Source organism: Larkinella humicola, from assembly GCF_008727875.1.
GTDB classification, from domain to species: domain Bacteria; phylum Bacteroidota; class Bacteroidia; order Cytophagales; family Spirosomataceae; genus Larkinella; species Larkinella humicola.
Genome location: NZ_VTWS01000008.1, coordinates 1 through 20,671, shown reverse-complemented (window position 1 = coordinate 20,671; position 20,671 = coordinate 1). Strand labels below are relative to the sequence as shown.

Here is a 20,671-nt window from a genome sequence, read left to right as displayed (position 1 = left end):
TTAACAGCTTGTGTGTGTTATGGATTGACAATGAGGTTTCCGGTTGCTTTTTTCCAGTCGAGTTCGGCCGACCGAAAGGCGACCAGGGTGCTGAGGTAGGTGTTCTGGGCGTTGCGTAGCTCGTCTTCCGTCTGGATGACTTCGCTGATGCCGACCGTGCCCTCCTTAAATTGAAGTTGCGTTTGGGTGTAGATTTTTTCGGCGAGCGTTACCTGAGCGCGGTTGGTGGTGAGATTCCGTTGTTCCACCAGCAGTTTGTTTTGGGCGTTGGTCACGTCCATCGTAATCGACTCGCGGGTTTGCTGGAGTTGGGTTTCGAGTTTCTGGTTGTCGAGTTTTTTCTGGATCACTCTGGATTTGCGGGCCAACCCGTCGAACACGTTCCAGTTCAGTTGCAGACCCACCCAATACCCCGGCACATTTTTGAGGTAGGAATTATCTCCGCCGATGGCATACACCGTACTGTTGGCAACGCCATAGGCCGAAACCGTGGGTAAAAAACCGGCTTTGATGTTTTGGAGATCCAGGGCGTTGAGGGCTTTCTGACGGTCGAGGAGCAGCAGATCCGTGCGGTTGATGGCGGGGGCTTCGAAAGCCACCGTCGGCGTTGTTTCATCGATCTGGGTCAGCACCGCCAGCGGCTCGTTTTGTGGGGTTCCGGTCAGGTATTTCAGCAGGTTCAGCAGTTGGTTGTAGGTCGCCTGCAACGATTCGATCTGCGTTTCCGATGCGGTTTTGCTCAATCGCAGCCGGTCGACATCCACACCTTTCGCCAGTTGATTCTGCCGCTGGAGATCCGTGATCTGGATCATCTTGTCGGACGAAACGATGTTCCGGCGCAGAAAAGCCATTTGCTGGGCCGTCGTTTGCAGGTTGTAATAGGTGGCGGCCACGTTATACGCGACGTCTTCTTTCACCTGCCGGGTTTGTAGTGCCGACACTTCGCGGCTGGTTTTGGCGGCTTTCAAGCCAATCATGACCGACGGGTTATACAACGCCTGGGAAGCCTGCACCGAAGTGGAAAGATTGTACGGAAGACCGAAGGCCAGGGTTTGGTACGAACCCTCGGGGCCACCGAAGGCCGATGCGGGAACGACCTGTCCCGGGATTTTCAGATACCGCTTGTAGTCACCGGTTAGGTTGACGGAGGGTCTTGCCCCGGCTTTTACTTCGGCAATGCGGGCTTCCGTTTTGGTTTCGTCAAACTGGGCCGACTGCACGCTGAGGTTGCTGGTGAGGGCCTTGTCGATCAGTTGTTGGAGTGTAAGGTCCTGAGCCTGAGTGAGTGTGCTGGTGAGGGCGAGTATCAGGCCGAGATACCATGGTGTGCGTTTCATGTCAAAAAGTGTAAGTAAAGCGGATGAGTGGACTAAAAACTGGATTTTCGGATGATTAAATTGTTTGATTTAATCAATTGATTAAATGAGGTGCAAAAAAATATCAGGTAACGGGTTCAGGCTTAAAAAGATACTCGCAAATCATGTCTTTGACGTATTCCATGTGGCGGGTGGCGAAGGCATTAAAACCGGCCTCGTCCAGTCCCTGGGCCAGCATCGTCATCGGTTTGGACACAAACAGAAACTGGATGTTGGCAATGATCATGGTCAGAATGTGATGCGAATCGATCGGGGTGATGATTCCCTGCGCAATGGCATCTTCAATTTGCTGGTGGAAAATCGATTCCGGAACCTGTTTGGCCATCCCGATCGTTCCATACAGCCGTTCCGGATTCAGGCGCAGCTCATTCATGATGAAGATGGTCAGGTTCGGATTTTGCATCATCATCTGAAACTGGTGATCCATCAGTTTCGATATTTTATCGCGCAGACTGATGGGCTGGTTGATCAGTTCGAGCATGCCCTTGAACAGCAGCGTGCACACGTCATTGAAAATCGACTGGAACAGCTTCTCTTTGCTGCGGAAATAATAATTCATCAGCGCACTGTTGATGCCGGCTGCACTGGCAATATCCCGCGTCGTCGTACCATCAAAGCCCTTTTCAAGAAACACCGTTTTGGCTGCTTCCTTGATGCGTTCTTCGGTTGTGTCAGTGAGACATTTCATGGTATTGGTAGAATGACGGGTCAAAGGTAAAGTCCCGAAACAGGATAAGCAAACATTTTAATCAAAAAATTTAATCATCTGATTAAATCGCTGAAAAAAAATTACGAACTCAGTTCGGGTTTGAAAAGATACTCACAGATCATGTCCTTGACGTATTCCATGTGGCGGGTGGCGAAGGCATTAAAACCGGCCTCGTCCAATCCTTGCGCCAGCATCGTCATCGGTTTGGACACAAATAAAAACTGGATGTTGGCAATGATCATGGTCATGATGTGGTGCGAATCGATCGGGGTAATGATCCCCTGTGCAATGGCATCTTCAATCTGCTGGTGAAAAATCGACTCCGGTAGCTTTTTGGCCATGCCGACGGTGGCATACAGCCGTTCCGGATTCCGGTGCAGTTCATTCATGATGAAGATGGTCAGATTCGGATTCTGCATCATCATCTGAAACTGGTGATCCATTAGTTTCGATATTTTATCCCGTAGACTGATGGGCCGATTGACCAGATCGAGCATGCCCTCGAACATCAGCGTGCACATGTCGTTAAAAATGGACTGAAACAACTTTTCCTTGCTGCGGAAATAATAGTTCATCAACGCGCTGTTGATCCCAGCCGCTTTGGCAATATCCCGCGTCGTCGTACCATCAAAGCCCTTTTCAAGAAAGACTGTTTTGGCCGCTTCCTTGATGCGTTCTTCGGTTGATTCTGAGATGCACTTCATTGTCCTGTTGATTAGTGGTTCAAAAGTAGACTCTGTAAAACTAACAAACAAATGTGTTAATCAAAAAGTTTAATCAATTGATTAAAAATGGAGTGGTTGTATGAAAACGGACTGATGAGAAGCTATTTCGGGTGCTGTAAAAGTAGAAACAGGGCCATCAAGCCTTACAGAAGCTGAATTCGGATCGTTTTGGACGGTTTTAAGCACAAGTGCCAATTTTCGGCAGAGCGGTTCGTAAAAGCAACTATGGAATATCGCAAACTGGGTAAAACTGATCTACCCGTCTCGCTTCTGAGTTTTGGGGCGTCGCCGTTGGGCAATGTTTTTGATGAAACAAACGAGGAGGAAGGATTTCGGGCCGTTCACGCGGCCATTGACTGCGGCATTAATTTTTTCGATGTTGCCCCGTTCTACGGCGACACCCTGGCCGAAACCCGGCTGGGGAAAGCCCTGAAAACGAAACGGAATTCGGTTTTTCTGGCCACAAAATGCGGTCGCTATGGAAATGGCGTGTTCGATTTTTCGTATGCCCGCATTCTGCGCAGCATCGACGAATCGCTGGAACGGCTGCAAACGGATTACGTCGATTTGCTGACGGTTCATGACATTGAGTTTGGCGACCACGAGCAGGTGATCCGGGAAGCGTTTCCGGCGGTTCAGAAAATAAAGGAAAGCGGCAAAGCCCGCTACATCGGTTTTTCGGGTTTGCCGGTTCGGTATCTGGCCAAAGTCGCCCGCGAGGTCGAGGTCGATACCGTCTTGTCGTGGGGCCATTATACGCTGCTCGCCGACGAAATCAACGACGAACTGGTGCCGCTTTCGCAGGAAAAGGGGTTTGGTTTGCTGAACGCGGCCCCGCTCATGCAGCGGATTCTGTCGGATGCACCGATTCCAGCCTGGCAAAGTTCTCCGCAAGCCGTGAAAGATTTGCAGCCGAAACTCCTGGCCCTTTGCCGGGAATACGGGCTGGCGCTGAGCGATGTAGCCCTGAAATACGCGGTCAGCCATCCGGTGATTGCCACGACCATCGTCGGCATGTCGGAGCAGCGACAACTGGAACAGAACATCCGGGCACTCGGGTTGACGATTCCCGATGAACTCCTTCACAAGATCGAAACGCTGGTGGCCCCGGTTAAAAACCAGCTCTGGTTTGAAGGAAAACCGGAAAACAACCTTCCGAAACCCATTTTTCAACATGACTAATCAACGCGCCCTGGTGCTGGTGGAACCCGGAAAAACCGAAGTTCGGACCATTGAAATACCGGATTTTGGACCGGAAGACGTTCTTTTACAGGTCAATATGGTCGGTTTTTGCGGGGGAGACCTGAACGGTTTTCGCGGGTTGTTTGAATTGCAGGAATACCCGAATGTCCTGGGCCATGAAGTGGGGGCCACCATTCTGGAAACCGGCAACCAGGTTCCCGACGCATTCAAACCGGGCATGAACGTGACGCTCAATCCGTATCTGAATTGTGGGCACTGCGTTTCGTGCCGGAAAGGCCGGCCGAATGCCTGCCAGGATAACAAGACGATGGGCGTCCGTCGTCCGGGGGCCATGACCCGCTTTATCAGCATGCCCTATCAGAAGCTGCATTCGTCTTCGAGCTTGTCGGTCAGGGAACTGGCGTTGGTGGAGCCGCTGACGGTCGGTTTTCATGCGGCCGCGCGGGGGCGGGTTTCGGCGGGTGAGAAAGTCGCCGTGATCGGTTGCGGCATCGTCGGAATGGGCGCCATTGCGTCTTCCGTGCATCGGGGCGCCGAAGTGATTGCCATCGACATCGACGATTCCAAAATGCAGATTGCAAAACTGGCCGGTGCGGCCCACGCGATCAACACCACGAAGGTCGATTTGCACGAAGCGTTGCTGGAAATCACGGACGGCGATGGGCCCGACGTGATCATCGAGGCCGTGGGCAATGCGATGACGTATCGTGCGGCCGTGGACGAAGTGGCCTACACCGGGCGAGTCGTGTACATCGGCTACGCCAAAAAACCGGTCGATTACAACACCGGAACGTTTGTTCGCAAAGAAATTGAGATTCTGGGTTCGCGCAATTGCCTTGGCGATTTTCCGGATGTGATCGAATACCTGGAAGCGGGTAAATTTCCGGTCGATGCCGTCATCAGCCGGGTGGTGTCGCTGGACGAAGCCGGTGCTGCCCTGGCCGACTGGTCGGAAAATCCGGGTCCAATTACGAAAATTATGGTTGATTTTGATAACAGTGTGAATTGATGAAATCCTGCGTCACCATTGCCCTGGTTCCGTCGATCCAAACCGGCCCCTGGATTTACTGGCACGATTTATCGACCAGCATGGCCAAAGCCGCAGATCTGGGATTTGATGCCGTCGAACTGTTCACACCTTCGGCGGATGCCGTCAGCATCGACCGGCTGATGGCCCTGAGCAATCAGTTTGGGCTGGACATTGCCGCCGTCGGCACCGGAGCCGGGAAAGTGCTGCACGGCCTGACATTGACCGACCCCGATCCGGCGGTTCGATCCCGGGCCGTCGCGTTTATTTCGGACATGATAACCTTTGGTGCCCGCTTTGGCGCCCCGGCCATTATCGGATCGATGCAGGGCAACGCGGTTCCGGGTGTTGAAAAAGAACAGGCACTGGACTGGCTGGCCGAAGGGGTGAACATCCTGGGAAAACGGGCGGAGGAGCAAGGCGTCAACTTGATTTACGAACCGCTGAACCGCTACGAAACCAACCTGATCAACCGGCTGGAAGACGGCGTTACCTTCCTGAAATCCCTGGAAGCCCGGCACGTGGTGCTGCTGGCTGATCTCTTCCACATGAACATCGAAGAAGTGTCGCTGGCCGATAGCATCCGGTCGGCTGGTTCGTACACCGGCCACGTCCATTTTGCCGACAGCAACCGCCGGCCGATCGGATGTGGCCATACGGCCCTGACCGATGTCGCAGCGGCTCTAAAAGAAATGGATTATCAGGGGTATATTTCCGCTGAAGCGTTTCCGTGGCCTGATCCCGATGAAGCCGCCAAGCAAACGATTGCAGCGTTTAAGCAGTATTTCGGCTAGTGGATCGCTGGGGAGCCCCGGGTACCATCCGCTGAGCCCCGGATTACATCCGGGGTTATCCACAGATCAGCCCTTCGGGCTTGTAGGCGGAAGAATGAGTATTTTTGAACGAATTCTATCGATAACGGTATAAACAAAGCCCAAAGGGCTGATCTGTGGATAACCCCGGATGAAATCCGGGGTTGCCCGATCCAGCATCCAGGACAGCCCAATCTAAAAACCATGCAACGATTCTGCCTCGCCCTCGACCTGAAAGATGACCCCGAATTGATCGCCGAATACGAACAGTGGCACGCCAAAGGCAGCGGCTGGGCGGAAGTTCGGGCGAATGACCTCGCATCCGGCATTCTGGACCTGCAAATTTACCGCACCGGAAACCGCATGGTCATGATTCTGGAAACCGATGACGATTTTACCTTCGAAAAGAAAGCCGCGCTGGATGCGGTCAACCCGCACGTTCAACGGTGGGAGGAGCTGATGTGGAAATTTCAGGAGCCGCTGCCCTGGGCCCAGGAAGGCCAGAAGTGGATTTTAATGGATCAGATTTTTCAGTTTGAGAAATAATTAAACCGTTTACCGCGTCCTTTTATTCAGGCAAATTTTTCGAAAGGTGAAAAATTTGCCTGAATGATATCCTGTAATTAAGGATGCCTACTTCATTTGACTTCTGTCATCAAATTCTGCTTCATCGAATCCCGGTTTTCCCCGAACCATCGCATTGCATTCCTTCCCATTCTGAAAAATAATCACACCATTTTGGTAGGGTTTTATTTGCTCTCTTCTACGCTGTAAAATATTTGTAGAGGATAAGTGTCTGTTATACAGGTTTTTATATCATGATGGCTCTAGTATAAGCCACACGGATACCTTTTTGCCAACAGATTAGCAACACTAACTAATCAACGCATGGCCACGCTTCTTTTGCTCGTCGGTACCGCACTCCTGAGCTTTGTTATTTTTTACAAAACCATCGAATGGTTTGAAAAAATCTAATCGTACCCCATGATCACGCTTGTTTTTATCGTCGCTCTGCTGGTTTTCGCGTACATGCTGTACGTGCTGATGAAACCGGAAAAATTTTAACCCCATACAACCATGTCAACAGAATGGATCGGTGTAGTGGTCATGTACGGACTGACGGTCCTGCTGGCCATTCCGCTCGGCAAGTATCTTGCTAACGTATTTAAAGGCGAACCCAATGCGTTCGATTTTATGGCTCCGCTGGAGCGTTTGATTTACCGGTTGGGTGGCATCAACCCCCATCGGGACATGAACTGGAAGGAAAATCTGGTGGCCCTGCTGACCATCAACGCCGTCTGGCTGGTGTACGCTTTTGTGTTGCTGCTGAACCAGGGCAGTCTGCCACTCAATCCCGACGGCAACCCCTCGCAAACTCCGGATCTGGCCTTTAACACCGCCATTAGTTTCCTGGTGAACTGCGACTTGCAACACTATTCGGGGGAGTCGGGCGCGACGTATCTGACGCAGTTGGGTGTGATGATGTTCCTGATGTTTGTTTCGGCGGCCACCGGAATAGCCGCAGCGGTTCTGCTGTTTCGTTCGTTCATGCCCCAAAGCGTCGAAACCGTCGGCAACTTTTACGTCCTCTTTACGAAAGCCATCACCCGGTTATTGTTGCCGGGATCGCTGGTTGTCGCCCTGATTCTGGCGTTCAACGGCACCCCGGCTTCGTTCGACGGAAAAGACACCATCGTTACCTTGCAGGGCGATACCGTAAATGTTTCGCGGGGGCCGGCCGCCGGTTTTATTGCCATCAAACACCTGGGAACCAACGGGGGTGGTTATTTCGGCGCCAACTCGGCGCACCCACTGGAAAACCCCAACTACCTGACCAATATGGTCGAAATGATCGCGCAGGTGCTGATTCCGATTGCGATGATTTTTGCAATGGGGTTCTACATCAACCGCCGGAAATTTGCCTGGGTCGTCTACAGCGTCATGACGATCGGGATGCTCGGTCTGCTGATTCCCACGATCAGTTCGGAACTGGGCGGCAACCCGGCCATTGCCCGGATGGGCATCTCGCAACTGACGGGCGCGATGGAAGGCAAGGACGTCCGGTTTGGCGCGCTGGCGTCAGGCTACTGGAGCATCGTGACCACGATCATTTCCACCGGTTCAGTCAATTCGATGCACGACAGTTCGATGGCGCTTTCGGGGGCGATGCAACTGCTGGGCATGATGGTGAACGCGTTTTATGGCGGGGTGGGAGCGGGTTTGCTCAACTTCTACTACTTCCTGATCATTGCCGTTTTCGTGTCGGGACTAATGGTGGGCCGGACGCCCGAATTGTTTGGCCGGAAGGTCGAAGCGCGGGAGATCAAGATTGCCTCCATCGTGGCCCTGATGAGCGCGCTGCTGGTGAAAGGCGGAACAGCATTGGGAGCCTGGATTTTTATGAAGTATGGCGCGGCTGAATGGGCCGTTCAGCCCTCGGCCTGGCTCAACAACCCTGGCTTTCACGGTTTTTCGGAGATTCTCTACGAATTCACGTCGGCCAATGCCAACAACGGTTCGGGCTTCGAAGGGCTGGGCGACAACAACTTTTTCTGGAATTATTCAACGGGAATTGTGCTGTTGCTGGGGCGGTTTTTACCGATCATCGGTCCCGTCGCGATTGCCGGTTTGCTGGCGAAGAAGAAGTACGTCCCCGAATCGTCGGGAACCTTGCCGGTCGATACGGCTACGTTTGGTCTGATGATTTTCGCGGTTATTTTCATCATCACCGCACTGTCGTTCTTCCCGGCCTTGGCGCTGGGGCCGCTGGCGGAATATTTTTCACTGCGGTGATGCATCGATGCTGGCCATGATGAATTGCAAAACATCGGCAAATGCAATGGCTGGAAAAGCTTCGGGAGCTTCATCGGAACCTAGATGGCGATGAAAAGGATGGGTTTCAAATTCCGGAAAATGAGGAGTGTTGTCCCAACGAATAATGGTCTGATTGTCGACAGTCATCCACTGATAACCGTATTTAAATTTGTCCTCCTTGCGCGATTCGTAAGCGACAAGACGGGAATTATCGACGAAAACAATCTGACATCATCGTTCGACAGATTTGGTTCCAGGGCTATTCTCTACAGTATGCTGATAATTAATAATAATGGATTGGAACCGTTCAATGACTTCAATCATGGATGAATCTGCTGGAGATAGTCGGTATAATCAGTAACAAAGTCAATAGAATCATCCCAATCATTGTCATCATCCTCTTTCTCAATGATACCGAATTTGGATAAAACCGGATCCGATTGATCAACAACGCGACGGCGGAATTCACTGAAGTTCATTCCGTACTTCTGTTCATAAACGTCGATCCGGCTTTGGTAATAGGCGATTTTTTGTTGCAGCAAATTTCGGATTTCAATACGAACAAAGTCTTCCGTGCTCCGATAACCAAAAGCATGAACGACTTTTTCCAGAACAGACTGATTCGACGATGCAACCATAACACAAGACATTTTTTTCAAAGATAACATTATGGCACAGCCAAAACAATCCTCCCTCTTCCAGCGCGAGCTCGTTGGAAAAGCCATTCGGGAGTCGTTTATCAAGTTAAATCCGGCGGTTCTGATCAAGAACCCGGTCATGTTTACGGTCGAAATCGGCACGCTGATCATGGTGCTGGTCACGGCATACATTGCCTTGTCGGGCGATACGTCGCAGGGGACACTGGGTTACAATCTGGTTATCACCCTGATTCTGCTGATCACCGTCCTGTTCGCCAACTTCGCCGAAGCCATTGCTGAAGCGCGGGGGAAAGCGCAGGCCGAATCGCTGCGGAAAACCCGGCAGGAAACCCCCGCCAAAGTGATCCGGGCCGTGGGGAATAAGCAGGTCAATGAAGTCCAGACCATTCCGTCGTCACAACTCGTGAGAGGGGATGTGTTCGTCTGCGAAACCGGCGATATTATTCCCTCCGACGGCGAGATCATCGAAGGCCTGGCTACCATCGACGAGTCGGCCATCACGGGCGAATCGGCGCCGGTGATTCGTGAAGCGGGGGGCGATAAATCCTCCGTCACGGGCGGTACCAAAGTGCTGTCGGACCGGATTAAAGTGCAGGTGACCACCCAACCCGGCGAATCGTTTCTGGACAAAATGATTGCATTGGTGGAAGGAGCCAGTCGCCAGAAAACGCCGAATGAAATTGCGCTGACGATTCTGCTGGCCGGTTTTACGCTGATTTTCATCATCGTCTGCGTGGCCCTGAAACCGTTTGCCGACTACGCCAACACACCCATCACGATTGCGGCTCTGATTTCGCTGTTTGTCTGTCTGATTCCGACAACGATCGGCGGTTTGCTGTCGGCCATCGGCATTGCCGGGATGGACCGGGCGCTGCGGGCTAACGTGATTGCCAAGTCGGGCCGGGCCGTCGAAACGGCGGGCGACATCGATACGCTGCTGCTGGATAAAACCGGAACGATCACCATTGGAAACCGGAAAGCCACCCACTTTTACCCCGCGCCGGGCGTCTCCAAAACCGATATGATCCGGTCCAGCGCGCTGAGTTCGCTGGCCGATGAAACGCCGGAAGGCAAGTCGATTGTGGAACTGGCCGGAACCGATGTCACACGAAATCTGAGTACGACCGGCGCAACGCTAATCAAGTTTACCGCCGAAACCCGTTCGTCGGGAATCGACCTGCCCGACCGCAGCAACGGCCTGGTTCGGATTCGCAAAGGCGCGACGGATTCCATTCGGACGATGGTCAAACGCGCGGGTCATGCGTTCCCGGAAGAAACTGAAGAACAGGCCAAAAAGATTGCCGCAAACGGCGGAACACCCCTGGTGGTCTCCCAAAACGATAGCGTCATGGGCGTCATCGAGTTGCAGGATATCATCAAACCCGGTATTGCCGAACGCTTCGACCGGTTGCGGAAAATGGGGGTCAAAACCGTCATGGTGACGGGTGATAACCCATTGACGGCCAAGTTTATCGCCGAAAAAGCCGGGGTCGATGATTACATCGCCGAGGCCAAACCGGAAGATAAAATGAACTACATCCGCAATGAGCAAACCGGCGGTAAGCTGGTGGCCATGATGGGTGACGGCACCAACGACGCTCCGGCCCTGGCCCAGGCCGATGTAGGCGTGGCCATGAACAGCGGAACCCAAGCCGCCAAAGAAGCCGGGAACATGGTCGATCTGGACAACGACCCGACGAAGCTGATCGAGGTTGTGGAGATTGGCAAACAGCTCCTGATCACCCGCGGAACGCTGACAACCTTTTCGATTGCCAACGACGTCGCCAAGTATTTCGCCATCGTTCCGGCCTTGTTTACGGTTTCGATACCGGCCCTGCAAAGCCTGAACATCATGCGGTTGCACAGCGCGGAGTCGGCCATTCTGTCGGCGGTTATTTTCAACGCCATCATCATTCCGATGCTGATTCCGCTCGCGCTGCGGGGCGTCGAATACAAACCGATTGGGGCCAGTGCGCTGCTCCGCCGGAATCTGTTCATCTACGGTTTTGGCGGACTTGTCGCGCCGTTTATCGGCATCAAAGCTTTGGATTTAGTCGTCGGTTTATTCGTCTAATCAAACACAAAAATGAAAACTCATCTCGTCCCGGCCCTTCGACTGACCCTCGTTATGCTGGTTTTGTTAGCGGTCATTTATCCTCTGTTAGTAGCCGGTATTTCCCGCTTAACACCCGGCGGTGGCCAGGGTGAAACCGTTGTCGTCAACGGAAAAGTGGTCGGATATTCCCGGATTGGTCAGTCGTTTACGGAAGACCGGTATTTCAACAGCCGCCCGTCGGCAGTGGACTACAACGCGGCCGGGTCGGCGGGTTCCAACAAAGGCCCGAGCAACCCGGATTACCTGAAAACCGTTCAGGCGCGGATCGATACGTTTCTGGTTCACAACCCCGGCGTTCAGAAAGCGGATATTCCCGCCGAATTGGTGACGGCTTCCGGCTCCGGTCTCGATCCGGATCTGTCACCCGAAGGAGCCAAAATTCAGGTGGCCCGGATTGCCAAAGTGCGCGGAATTGCCGTCGAGAAATTGAATCAACTGGTTGATAGCCACACCGAAGGGCCGCTCCTGGGACTTTTTGGCCCGGCTAAAGTGAATGTGTTGCGGTTGAACATCGCGCTGAATGCTCTCAAGTAAACAGGAACAAAGTGAGTACAACAAAAGGGCGGCTCCATCAAAAAGTCGCGTCAGCCATGAAAAAGTTGTTAGTAACGACCACAGTTTTAACGATGGTCCTTTGCAGTGGACCGTCATTCGCCAACGTGAAGTTGATCCAACCGGCAGATACGACGGCAAAACCGGTTTCAGCATTGACTTTTTCCGGGTACGCAGAACTGTATTACGTTCAGGATCTGGACCAACCCAGGGCGCAGGAACGACCCGGTTTTCTGTACAATCACAAGCGAAACCGGGAGGTCAATGTGAACCTGGCGTTCCTCAAGGCGGCTTATGCGAATGAGCGGGTTCGTGCCAATCTGGCCATTCAGGTCGGGACGTATGCCCAGTATAATTATGCCGCCGAACAGCCGCTGCTCCGCACTATTTACGAAGCCAACGCGGGAGTAAAAGTGAGTAAAAACCGCGATTTGTGGCTTGATGCCGGTGTTTTTTCATCGCACATCGGTTTTGAAAGTGCTGTTTCCAGGGATTGCTGGACGCTGACACGCAGTCTGTTGGCCGAAAATTCGCCGTATTACCTGGCCGGAGCCAAGCTGACGTATAACACGCCGAACGGAAAATGGACCCTGCTGGGATCGGGGCTCAACGGCTGGCAGCGGATCAATCGCTTACCGGGCTTTACCAAACCGGCTTTCAGTACGCAGGTACAGTTTAAGCCGAGTTCAAAAGTAACCCTGAACTGGAGCACATTTCTGGGCGCCGACCGGCCGGATTCACTGAAGCAGACCCGGTTTTTCAATAACGTCTACGCCAGCATCAACCCAGCCGGCAAGTTCGGACTTACGCTCGGTTTCGATATCGGAGCTGATCGAAAACCGCTGATTCGCCAGGGGCAACGGGCGGGATCGGGCCGTTTCATCTGGTATTCGCCGGTGATCATTGCCCGGTATGCCACCAGTTCGCGGAGTTATGTGGCCGGGCGGGTTGAGTATTACGACGATAAAGATGGCGTGATCATCACTACCGGAACCGCCAACGGGTTTCAAACCTGGGGCTATTCCGTCAATTATGACTACCAGATTCTGCCAAATGCCGTCTGGCGGATCGAATACCGGGGGTTTACCAGTCAGGATCCGATTTTTGCCGAAACCGCATCCGGCCCGGCCAAACGAACCAACAACGCGCTGACAACCTCACTGGCAATTAGTTTTTAATTAGAAGGGAGAGGTCAGACAAGAGCGTAAAGACATACGTTTATAGCGAGCTAATGGCGTCTTTTTTCTCTTGTCTCAACTCTTTACTCTCAGAAAACAATGGAAAACGACCGCGACCAATCCGCCGAACACTTTCTCCGGCTTATTCAGAAGTCGAGACGGGGGAAATTCAAGATTTACATCGGGATGAGTGCGGGCGTGGGCAAAACCTACCGCATGTTGCAGGAAGCGCACGCGTTGCTGCGCGGAGGAATCGACGTGAAGATCGGGTACGTGGAAACACACAACCGGGCCGAAACCCAGGCACTGATCGCGGGCTTGCCGATGATTCCGCGACGGAAGGTGTTTTACAAAGGCCGCGAGCTCGAAGAAATGGATCTGCAAACGATTCTGAACGGACACCCGGAACTGGTCATCGTGGACGAACTGGCGCACACCAACATTCCCGGTTCGAAAAACGAAAAGCGGTGGCAGGATGTGCTCGACATTCTCGACGCGGGCATCAACGTGGTCAGTGCCGTCAATATTCAGCACATCGAAAGTCTGTATGACGAGGTGCACGACATCACCGGAATCGAGGTCGCCGAGCGGGTTCCCGACCGGGTGTTGCAGGCTGCCGACGAGGTGGTCAACATCGATTTGCCAGCCGACGAACTGATTATGCGCCTGAAAGAAGGGAAAATCTACGATCCGGCCAAGGTGGAAACTGCCCTGCGAAACTTCTTTCAGGCCGAAAAAATCCTGCAACTCCGCGAACTGGCGCTCAAGGAAGTGGTGACGGCGGTGGAACGGAAAGTGGAAACCACACTGCCGGTTACGACCCAATTCCGGCATGAGCGACTGATGGCGTCCATCAGCAGTAACCATCTGGTGGCCCGGCGGCTGATCCGCAAAACCGCCCGGCTGGCAGCTTATTACCAGGCCCGCTGGTTTGTGCTTTATGTGCAAACGCCCGCCGAAGATCCCAACCGAATCAAGCTGGATGTGCAACGGCATTTGATCAATAATTTAAAACTGGCGACGGAACTGGGGGCCGAGGTGATCCGGGTAAAAAACACGAGTATCTTTAATGCGCTGGTCGAGGAGTGCGAAAAGCGCAAGATTACGACGGTCTGCATCGGCAAACCGCATTTCAACCTGCTTCAGGTGATTCTGCGGACCAATGCATTCAATCGGTTGCTCACTATGTTATCGGAATCGGATATTGATTTAGTCATTCTGTCATGACGATTAAACTAAAACTATCGCTGGCGCTGGCCTTCCTGTTTGCCGTTACGCTGTTGCTGGGCGGGCTGGGAATCTATTATTTGAATCAGCTTGCGGATGATGCCAGGGCCATTCTGAAGGATAATTATACCTCCTTACAGTTTGTGGGAAGCATGCAGAAGGCGTTGCTGACGCGGAATTCCGACCCCAATTCAATCCGGACATTCGAAACATCGCTGCGTCGGCAGGAAGCAAATCTGACGGAAGAAGGTGAAAAGGAACTGGTGGAGGCCGTTCGCGTGGATTTCGACCGCCTGAGGTCGGGAAACCGCCCGGATTCCCTGACGGCGGCCCGGATTCAGCAAAACCTGCTTCAACTGGGTGCCATCAACCAGCAGGCCATGTTTCGCAAAAACAACGTGGCCGAACAAACCGCCAAAGATGCCCTGATCTGGCTGGTGGTGATGGGAACCTTCTGTTTCGTGATTCTCTTTTCGTTTATCATCAATTTCCCCGGCTACATTGCCAATCCGCTGCGGGAACTGACCCGGGGGATTCAGCAGGTTGCCAGCCGAAATTTCGAAGAACGACTGCATTTTAAATCCAACGACGAATTTGGTGATCTGGCGCGGGCGTTTAACTCGATGGCGCACAAACTCGATGAATATGAGCACACTAAACTGGCCGATGTGCTGTTTGAAAAGAAACGCATCGATACGCTGATTCAATTGATGGACAACGGGATTGTGGGGCTGGACGAGAAAAAGACAATCCGGTTTGTGAACCCCGTTGCCTGCCGGTTGCTGGGCGTTGAGGAAGCCGATCTGGTCGGGAAATACGCGCCGGATGCGGCCCTGACCAACGATTTGCTGCGGACGTTGCTCCAGCATCTGGTGGAACCGGCCATGGAGACTCAGGGTGCGGGTGGTTTGCTGAAAATTTTCGACGACGGAAAAGAAAGCTATTTTAACCGCCAGACGCACGTGGTCACGCTGACGCGCACCGGCGAAAATCAGCCCGTTGCGGCCGGTTGGGTAATTGTGCTGGAAAATATAACCGCCTACCAGGAACGGGACCTGGCCAAAACCAATTTCATCGCAACGGTTTCCCACGAGTTGAAAACGCCGATTTCGGCCATCAAAATGAGTTTGAAGCTGCTGGACGATCAGCGGGTGGGAGCGTTGAACGAAGAACAGAAACAACTGGTCGATCACGTCCGGAACGATGCCGACCGACTGCTGAACATTACGGGAGAATTGCTGAATATGGCGCAGGTGGAATCGGGTCAGATTCAACTGACCATTAAGGCCGTAAAGCCGGTTGATCTGGTTCAGTATGCCACCAGTGCGCTGGAAGTTGCCGCCAGCCAGCGACGGATTCGGTTTGTAGTTTCCGGTTTGTCGGATTTGCCCGCGATCAAAGCCGATCCCGACAAGGCAACCTGGGTGCTGGTCAATCTGTTGTCGAATGCCATCCGGCACAGCCCGGAAGACAATGTGGTTCGTATTTCGGCCCAACAGCTTGGCAATCAGGTCGAATTTGTCGTTCGGGATTACGGCCCCGGTTTGCGTCCTGAACACCGGGCGCGGGTATTCGACCGGTATTTCCGGGCGCCCGGCCAGAACGGCCAGGTCAGCGGAACCGGGTTGGGCCTGGCCATCTCCAAAGAGTTTATTCAAACGATGGGGGGGGAAATCGGGTTGAAAGAGGACATTGAGCCGGGCGCGGCTTTTTATTTCCAGCTCGCGGTGGCATAAAGTCCGTAGGTACGTTCGTCTCAATGGTGTATTTTTGTGTATCTATTCCAAAAGGCCCCTATGTTCTGGTACGAAGACGAAGTTCATCAACTCGAAAAAAAGGTTCGGTCCACCGCAGAAGTCACCAACCGCACGGTTTTTTACGGCAGTTCGTCCATCCGGCTGTGGAAAACGCTGGCCCATGATTTTCCCGAAAAACAGGTTCTGAACGTCGGATTCGGCGGTTCGACGCTGGCAGCCTGCAGTTGGTTTTTTGAACGGCTGCTGGTACCCGCCCAACCCCGGGCCGTCGTGTTTTATGCCGGCGACAACGACCTGGGCGATGGGCGTCATCCGGAAGAAGTGTATCTGTTTTTCTGTGCACTGACCAGTAAAATGGAGCAATACATGCCGGAAACACCCTTTACCTTTGTGGCCATCAAGCCCAGCCCGGCCCGCTGGCACATTATCGACCGCATCCGGTTTGCCAATGAGTTGATTCGAAAAAAAATCGAAAGCATGCCCGGTTATCATTTTGTGGATGTCTATACCCCGATGCTCGACGCAGGGGGGCGTCCGCGCTGGGAACTGTTCGAAAACGACGGTTTGCACCTCAGCCGGGAAGGGTACGCGTTATGGCAGCAGATTTTGTTGCTGAATTCCGAGATTTTTTAACAAATTCTTTAACTGAAATTTTGTTGGATAACTGAAAAAGGATGCATCTTGCTTTCCGAATTGAGGGCACGTTATGCATCGCGAATACCACAAATGGTTTAGCCACCGACTAAACCGGGACATGGAACTGTTGGTCTTCGGCCATGCCGGAGCCAGAGTGCTGGTGTTTCCAACCCGCCGGGGACGGTTTTTCGATTTTGAAGACTTCGGTTTGGTAAACGCACTAACCGACAAGCTGGAAAGCGGTAATCTCCAGCTTTTTTGTGTTGACAGCATCGATGCCGAGAGTTTATACAGCAAATGGATACCCCCGCACGAGCGCGTTCACCGGCATTTGCAATATGAAAAATACATCCTGGAGGAAGTACTGCCCTTCACGCGGTCGAAAAATTCGCAACCGTTCATGATTGCGCTCGGCTGCAGTTTTGGGGCCTATCATGCCATGAACATTGCGTTGCGACATCCTGCCTGGTTCGGAAAAGTGGTGGCGCTGAGTGGCCGGTACGATTTGTCGTCGCCGGTCGAGTGCTTTCGCGGGTTGTTCGATACCTATTACGACGAAACCATTTACTTCAATACGCCCACGCATTTTCTGCCCAACCTTCACGACGAAGGCACGCTGGCGTTGCTGCGCCGGATGCATTTCCTGATCGCGATTGGTCAGGAAGACCCCTTCCTTGATAACAACCGGGCCTTAAGTTTTTCGTTGGGCGAAAAGCAAATTCCGCACGATTTGTATGTCTGGGAAGGCCGGGCGCACCGGGCCGAATACTGGCAGCAAATGGTGAAAGTGTATTTATAGCAAAACCGGCAACTGGCCCTCGATTTGCGCCCGGCGGGGTTCATACTGGGCGGGGAGTTTGAGGTGCGTACCCAATTCGTTCAGCGGTTCGTCCACCGTAAAACCGGGGTTGTCGGTTGCAATTTCAAACAGCACACCGCCCGGTTCGCGGAAATAAATGGAATGAAAATAGTTCCGGTCGATCTGTTCGGTAACCTGCAAGCCTTTGGCGGCAATTTTTTCCTGAAAGTGTTTCTCAACGGTTTCGTCTTTGACCCGAAAAGCGACGTGGTGAATGGTGCCCCCCGCCACATGCCCGCGTTTTTCCCCCGGCACTTCCACCAGATCCACCAGATTGGCATTTTCGACGGCACTGGTGGCAAACCGGTAGCGATTGACGTGTTGATCGATGAGCTGATAACCAAATACATCGGTTAAGACATCGGCAGTGCCCTTGATGTTTTCCAGCGTCAGCGTCACGTTGTGAAATCCTTTGGTAGCAACGGCTGCGGCAACGTCGTTCGTCTCCCAGGGCGTGCGGTCATCGGCGGTTTTGGAAACGATCAGTTCGAGTTTCAGGCCGTCGGGGTCGAGAAACGGTAGGTAGGTTTCGCCGAATCGCTGCGTTGGTTTGTTATAAAGTACGTTGTGGTCCACGAAGCGTTTTTGCCAGAATTCCAGGCTGCCTTCTGGAACGGAATAGCCGATTTCAGTCGCCATGCCCGTGCCTCTGCGACCCGGTGCCGTTGCTCCCCACGGAAAGAACGTCAGGATGGTCCCCGGCGAACCCCCTTCGTCGCCAAAGTAGAAATGGTAGGTGTTCGGATCGTCGAAGTTGACGGTTTTCTTGATAAACCGGAGTCCGAGGATTTTCGTATAAAAGTTGAAATTCCGCTGGGCATTTCCGGCGATGGCCGTGATGTGGTGCAGGCCTAAGAGTTGATCTTCCATGTGAATAGAGTCTTGAAAAGCACGAGCCGGGAAGTTAGGAAAAACTCGTTTGCCTGACACCTGCGTTGATACCTTTATTTCACTTTTTCGACGGCATCTCCGAATAGGCGGGCACTCGTAACGGGAGGGGCTTTGTCGTTTTGCCTTTAAATCCATCGGTTGCTATTAAAACTCGCATCAGTGTATAACCTTTGGTTGTACCGGAAGTTTCCCGCGCAACGCGATGATGAATTTCTGGTCTTTGTACCGCTGAACAGTACGCCCCAAGACAACAAAAACAATGAACGACAAATTTGATCCCTGGATTTTGCGGATGGCAGTCATGATGTTCCTCAATGTAGGCCTGTTTATCAGCACGCCCTCACTGGCCCAGACCGACAACGTGGAAACCCTGATCCGGCGCGAAATGCAGGAACGCCGGATTCCCGGCCTTCAGGTGGCGGTGGTTCAGCGGGGTAAGCTCGTTCTGCTCAAATCGTACGGGATCAGCAATCTCCAGTATGCAACACCGGTGACCAACCAGAGCGTTTTTTCGATCAATTCCTGCACGAAAGCCTTCACCGGTGTGGCCATCATGCAGTTGGTGGAAGAGGGAAAAGTGGACCTGGCGGCTCCGGTGTCGCGCTACCTCACCGACCTTCCGGAAAGCTGGCAAGCCGTCACGATCCGGCAACTGCTGACGCACGTTTCCGGTTTGCCAGACATTCTCCGGGTCATCGACTCCGCGCCGATGGGCCGGGTGATGGACGAAGAAACCGCCTGGACGAAAACGAAGGCGATGCCCATGGATTTCCCGACGGGGACGCAATTTCTGTATAACCAGACAAACTACGCGTTACTGGGGAAGATCATCGATCAATTCCGGGGAAAGCCGTTCGCCGAGGTTTTCCGGGAGCGGCAGTTTCAGGTGGCGGGAATGCCCAGCACCGGTTTTGGCGATTCCCGCGACGTGATTCCCCACAAAACACAGTCGTACGGCTATGTGACCCGAATGGACGGGCAGGCTTTTCCGCAGGGCAAAGTCACCAATTCGTACGAAATTTTTCCGGCCTTTCGCCGAACGGCTTCGGGCATGAACAGCACGGCGGAGGATCTGGCCCATTGGGTCATGGCGCTGCAACAGGGTAAGCTCTTTCAAACCAAAACCGCCCTCGCAACCCTCTGGACGCCGGGAAACTACAACGACGGGATGCCGACGCAGTGGGCGATGGGCTGGGTGGCCAAACCGCGACCCCGGCACAGTGCCATGATTACCACCGGTGGGGGGCGCTCGGCCTTGTTTGTGTATCCCGAAGACGATCTGAGCGTCATCGTTTTAACCAATCTGGCCGGTTCTTCTCCGGAAGAGTTTATCGATGAACTGGCCGGCTTTTACAACCCGGAAATCCCGAAATCCGATCCCATTACCACGCTCCACATGCAGTTGCGGAAACGCGGTTTTGACCAGGTCAGTGCGGTATTTCAGGAAGAAAAGACGAAGAATGCCGCCTTTCAGCCGACCGAAACCGACCTGAACGACTGGGCGTATCGGATGATGGGCCGGGGGCAGCTAAACGAAGCCCTCGCTATTTTTAAACTCAATGTCGCCCTGTTTCCAGAAAGCTGGAATGTGTATGACAGCTACGGCGAAGCGCTGTTCAGGAATGGGCAAAAGGATGAAGCCATTGCGATGTACCGGAAATCAATTGAACTGAATACCGACAACAAGGGGGGCAAACAGATGCTGGAGCGGATTTTGAAAACGCCGTAAGCAATCAGCTTGAGCCGTTGAATAATAGTGTTCAACTCGGCATGGGAAAGCAGGTGCGGGTTGAAATTAATTAAATTGATACCGTCAATTGGTGCAGTGGCAGCCCTTGAGGGCTGCCACTTTTTTGTAAAAGCCTTCCCTCGTTCGCTCCTTTTTTCGAAATACTAACGCGATCGATGGGCTTATTGGCCGCATAGCGGACTGCTGTTTCCGGGCCGCCGGTACTTAATCAGCTCATAGTCCTATTAACGCAAACTTTGAGATTATTGACCCCGGAGGGGTTCTATGTTAATAGCAAATGGGTATTCTGAGCACTCCAGGCGTGCTGGAGGTACGCAACTCAGCCTATATTGCGTACCTCCGGCACGCCTGGAGTGCTCAGAATACCCATTTGCTATTAA

20 protein-coding genes are annotated in these 20,671 nt (G+C 53.0%); 14 read left to right on the top strand and 6 right to left on the bottom strand.

Annotated features, from left to right (window positions below; translation table 11 throughout):
• Window positions 1–17: 17 nt before the first annotated feature.
• From F0P93_RS25620 to F0P93_RS25610, 3 genes are all read right to left on the bottom strand, one after another.
• Window positions 18–1,337 carry a TolC family protein gene (locus tag F0P93_RS25620; RefSeq protein WP_150880584.1) on the bottom strand — a complete coding sequence of 440 codons (1,320 nt, stop codon included), beginning with the start codon at window positions 1,335–1,337 and terminating at the stop codon, window positions 18–20.
• A gap of 103 nt (window positions 1,338–1,440) precedes the next feature.
• The gene (locus F0P93_RS25615) at window positions 1,441–2,064 is read right to left on the bottom strand and encodes a TetR/AcrR family transcriptional regulator (RefSeq protein WP_150880583.1); all 624 of its coding nucleotides are present in this window, start codon (window positions 2,062–2,064) and stop codon (window positions 1,441–1,443) included.
• 101 nt (window positions 2,065–2,165) lie between these two features.
• Window positions 2,166–2,789 (bottom strand): TetR/AcrR family transcriptional regulator, encoded by a 624-nt coding sequence (locus F0P93_RS25610; RefSeq protein ID WP_138991416.1) that lies wholly within the window; start codon window positions 2,787–2,789, stop codon window positions 2,166–2,168.
• Window positions 2,790–3,035: 246 nt separating this feature from the next.
• On the opposite strand from F0P93_RS25610, the gene F0P93_RS25605 reads away from it, so the two are divergent.
• The 6 genes from F0P93_RS25605 to kdpA all read left to right on the top strand — a co-directional run bounded on the left by F0P93_RS25605 (window position 3,036) and on the right by kdpA (window position 8,645).
• On the top strand, window positions 3,036–3,992 hold the full coding sequence (locus F0P93_RS25605) for an aldo/keto reductase (protein WP_150880582.1): 957 nt from the start codon (window positions 3,036–3,038) through the stop codon (window positions 3,990–3,992).
• On the top strand, window positions 3,985–5,022 hold the full coding sequence (locus tag F0P93_RS25600) for a zinc-binding alcohol dehydrogenase family protein (protein ID WP_150880581.1): 1,038 nt from the start codon (window positions 3,985–3,987) through the stop codon (window positions 5,020–5,022). Before F0P93_RS25605 ends, F0P93_RS25600 begins: the two co-directional genes overlap by 8 nt.
• Complete coding sequence (locus F0P93_RS25595; RefSeq protein WP_150880580.1) at window positions 5,022–5,834, top strand: sugar phosphate isomerase/epimerase family protein; 813 nt, start codon at window positions 5,022–5,024, stop codon at window positions 5,832–5,834. The genes F0P93_RS25600 and F0P93_RS25595 overlap by 1 nt, the downstream gene beginning before the upstream one ends.
• Before the next feature lie 222 nt (window positions 5,835–6,056).
• On the top strand, window positions 6,057–6,398 hold the full coding sequence (locus F0P93_RS25590) for an L-rhamnose mutarotase (protein ID WP_150880579.1): 342 nt from the start codon (window positions 6,057–6,059) through the stop codon (window positions 6,396–6,398).
• Between the two features lie 438 nt (window positions 6,399–6,836).
• Window positions 6,837–6,917 carry a potassium-transporting ATPase subunit F gene (locus tag F0P93_RS32055; protein WP_150880822.1) on the top strand — a complete coding sequence of 27 codons (81 nt, stop codon included), beginning with the start codon at window positions 6,837–6,839 and terminating at the stop codon, window positions 6,915–6,917.
• A 12-nt stretch (window positions 6,918–6,929) separates the two neighbouring features.
• Window positions 6,930–8,645, top strand: a complete 1,716-nt coding sequence (kdpA, locus tag F0P93_RS25580; RefSeq protein WP_150880578.1) for a potassium-transporting ATPase subunit KdpA — start codon at window positions 6,930–6,932, stop codon at window positions 8,643–8,645.
• Here kdpA and F0P93_RS25575 read toward each other — a convergent pair.
• Both F0P93_RS25575 and F0P93_RS25570 read right to left on the bottom strand, forming a co-directional pair.
• The gene (locus F0P93_RS25575) at window positions 8,634–8,891 is read right to left on the bottom strand and encodes a toxin-antitoxin system TumE family protein (protein ID WP_225309660.1); all 258 of its coding nucleotides are present in this window, start codon (window positions 8,889–8,891) and stop codon (window positions 8,634–8,636) included. The genes kdpA and F0P93_RS25575 overlap by 12 nt on opposite strands.
• Window positions 8,892–8,986: 95 nt before the next feature.
• On the bottom strand, window positions 8,987–9,334 hold the full coding sequence (locus F0P93_RS25570; protein ID WP_225309643.1) for a hypothetical protein: 348 nt from the start codon (window positions 9,332–9,334) through the stop codon (window positions 8,987–8,989).
• Between the two features lies 1 nt (window position 9,335).
• On the opposite strand from F0P93_RS25570, the gene kdpB reads away from it, so the two are divergent.
• From kdpB to F0P93_RS25535, 7 genes are all read left to right on the top strand, one after another.
• Window positions 9,336–11,399 (top strand): potassium-transporting ATPase subunit KdpB, encoded by a 2,064-nt coding sequence (gene kdpB / locus F0P93_RS25565; protein ID WP_150880576.1) that lies wholly within the window; start codon window positions 9,336–9,338, stop codon window positions 11,397–11,399.
• 12 nt (window positions 11,400–11,411) lie between these two features.
• Window positions 11,412–11,975 carry a K(+)-transporting ATPase subunit C gene (locus tag F0P93_RS25560; protein WP_150880575.1) on the top strand — a complete coding sequence of 188 codons (564 nt, stop codon included), beginning with the start codon at window positions 11,412–11,414 and terminating at the stop codon, window positions 11,973–11,975.
• 56 nt (window positions 11,976–12,031) lie between these two features.
• Window positions 12,032–13,171, top strand: a complete 1,140-nt coding sequence (locus tag F0P93_RS25555) for a porin (RefSeq protein WP_150880574.1) — start codon at window positions 12,032–12,034, stop codon at window positions 13,169–13,171.
• Window positions 13,172–13,270: 99 nt separating this feature from the next.
• Complete coding sequence (locus tag F0P93_RS25550) at window positions 13,271–14,398, top strand: sensor protein KdpD (protein ID WP_150880573.1); 1,128 nt, start codon at window positions 13,271–13,273, stop codon at window positions 14,396–14,398.
• Window positions 14,395–16,134, top strand: coding sequence for a sensor histidine kinase (locus F0P93_RS25545; RefSeq protein ID WP_150880572.1), 1,740 nt, complete (start codon window positions 14,395–14,397; stop codon window positions 16,132–16,134). Before F0P93_RS25550 ends, F0P93_RS25545 begins: the two co-directional genes overlap by 4 nt.
• Before the next feature lie 60 nt (window positions 16,135–16,194).
• Window positions 16,195–16,788, top strand: coding sequence for an SGNH/GDSL hydrolase family protein (locus F0P93_RS25540; protein WP_150880571.1), 594 nt, complete (start codon window positions 16,195–16,197; stop codon window positions 16,786–16,788).
• Between the two features lie 121 nt (window positions 16,789–16,909).
• Window positions 16,910–17,590, top strand: a complete 681-nt coding sequence (locus F0P93_RS25535) for an esterase family protein (protein ID WP_310588018.1) — start codon at window positions 16,910–16,912, stop codon at window positions 17,588–17,590.
• Here the strand turns inward: F0P93_RS25535 and F0P93_RS25530 are convergent.
• Window positions 17,585–18,520 carry a ring-cleaving dioxygenase gene (locus tag F0P93_RS25530; protein WP_150880569.1) on the bottom strand — a complete coding sequence of 312 codons (936 nt, stop codon included), beginning with the start codon at window positions 18,518–18,520 and terminating at the stop codon, window positions 17,585–17,587. The genes F0P93_RS25535 and F0P93_RS25530 overlap by 6 nt on opposite strands.
• A gap of 280 nt (window positions 18,521–18,800) precedes the next feature.
• Between F0P93_RS25530 and F0P93_RS25525 the strand changes: the two genes are divergently transcribed.
• Window positions 18,801–20,270: a serine hydrolase domain-containing protein gene (locus tag F0P93_RS25525; RefSeq protein ID WP_225309642.1), complete on the top strand. Its 1,470-nt coding sequence runs from the start codon at window positions 18,801–18,803 to the stop codon at window positions 20,268–20,270.
• Window positions 20,271–20,671 lie beyond the last annotated feature (401 nt).

What these genes read in the sequence shown, in the direction of transcription:
- F0P93_RS25545 (WP_150880572.1), top strand. Translation starts at nt 14,395, where the DNA reads ATGACGATTAAACTAAAACTATCGCTGGCGCTGGCCTTCCTGTTTGCC.
- F0P93_RS25525 (WP_225309642.1), top strand. Translation starts at nt 18,801, where the DNA reads ATGAACGACAAATTTGATCCCTGGATTTTGCGGATGGCAGTCATGATG.
- F0P93_RS32055 (WP_150880822.1), top strand. Translation starts at nt 6,837, where the DNA reads ATGATCACGCTTGTTTTTATCGTCGCTCTGCTGGTTTTCGCGTACATG.
- F0P93_RS25570 (WP_225309643.1), bottom strand. Translation starts at nt 9,334, where the DNA reads ATGTTATCTTTGAAAAAAATGTCTTGTGTTATGGTTGCATCGTCGAAT.
- F0P93_RS25595 (WP_150880580.1), top strand. Translation starts at nt 5,022, where the DNA reads ATGAAATCCTGCGTCACCATTGCCCTGGTTCCGTCGATCCAAACCGGC.
- F0P93_RS25550 (WP_150880573.1), top strand. Translation starts at nt 13,271, where the DNA reads ATGGAAAACGACCGCGACCAATCCGCCGAACACTTTCTCCGGCTTATT.
- F0P93_RS25600 (WP_150880581.1), top strand. Translation starts at nt 3,985, where the DNA reads ATGACTAATCAACGCGCCCTGGTGCTGGTGGAACCCGGAAAAACCGAA.
- F0P93_RS25535 (WP_310588018.1), top strand. Translation starts at nt 16,910, where the DNA reads ATGGAACTGTTGGTCTTCGGCCATGCCGGAGCCAGAGTGCTGGTGTTT.
- F0P93_RS25555 (WP_150880574.1), top strand. Translation starts at nt 12,032, where the DNA reads ATGAAAAAGTTGTTAGTAACGACCACAGTTTTAACGATGGTCCTTTGC.
- F0P93_RS25610 (WP_138991416.1), bottom strand. Translation starts at nt 2,789, where the DNA reads ATGAAGTGCATCTCAGAATCAACCGAAGAACGCATCAAGGAAGCGGCC.
- kdpA (WP_150880578.1), top strand. Translation starts at nt 6,930, where the DNA reads ATGTCAACAGAATGGATCGGTGTAGTGGTCATGTACGGACTGACGGTC.
- F0P93_RS25540 (WP_150880571.1), top strand. Translation starts at nt 16,195, where the DNA reads ATGTTCTGGTACGAAGACGAAGTTCATCAACTCGAAAAAAAGGTTCGG.
- F0P93_RS25605 (WP_150880582.1), top strand. Translation starts at nt 3,036, where the DNA reads ATGGAATATCGCAAACTGGGTAAAACTGATCTACCCGTCTCGCTTCTG.
- kdpB (WP_150880576.1), top strand. Translation starts at nt 9,336, where the DNA reads ATGGCACAGCCAAAACAATCCTCCCTCTTCCAGCGCGAGCTCGTTGGA.
- F0P93_RS25530 (WP_150880569.1), bottom strand. Translation starts at nt 18,520, where the DNA reads ATGGAAGATCAACTCTTAGGCCTGCACCACATCACGGCCATCGCCGGA.
- F0P93_RS25560 (WP_150880575.1), top strand. Translation starts at nt 11,412, where the DNA reads ATGAAAACTCATCTCGTCCCGGCCCTTCGACTGACCCTCGTTATGCTG.
- F0P93_RS25615 (WP_150880583.1), bottom strand. Translation starts at nt 2,064, where the DNA reads ATGAAATGTCTCACTGACACAACCGAAGAACGCATCAAGGAAGCAGCC.
- F0P93_RS25620 (WP_150880584.1), bottom strand. Translation starts at nt 1,337, where the DNA reads ATGAAACGCACACCATGGTATCTCGGCCTGATACTCGCCCTCACCAGC.
- F0P93_RS25590 (WP_150880579.1), top strand. Translation starts at nt 6,057, where the DNA reads ATGCAACGATTCTGCCTCGCCCTCGACCTGAAAGATGACCCCGAATTG.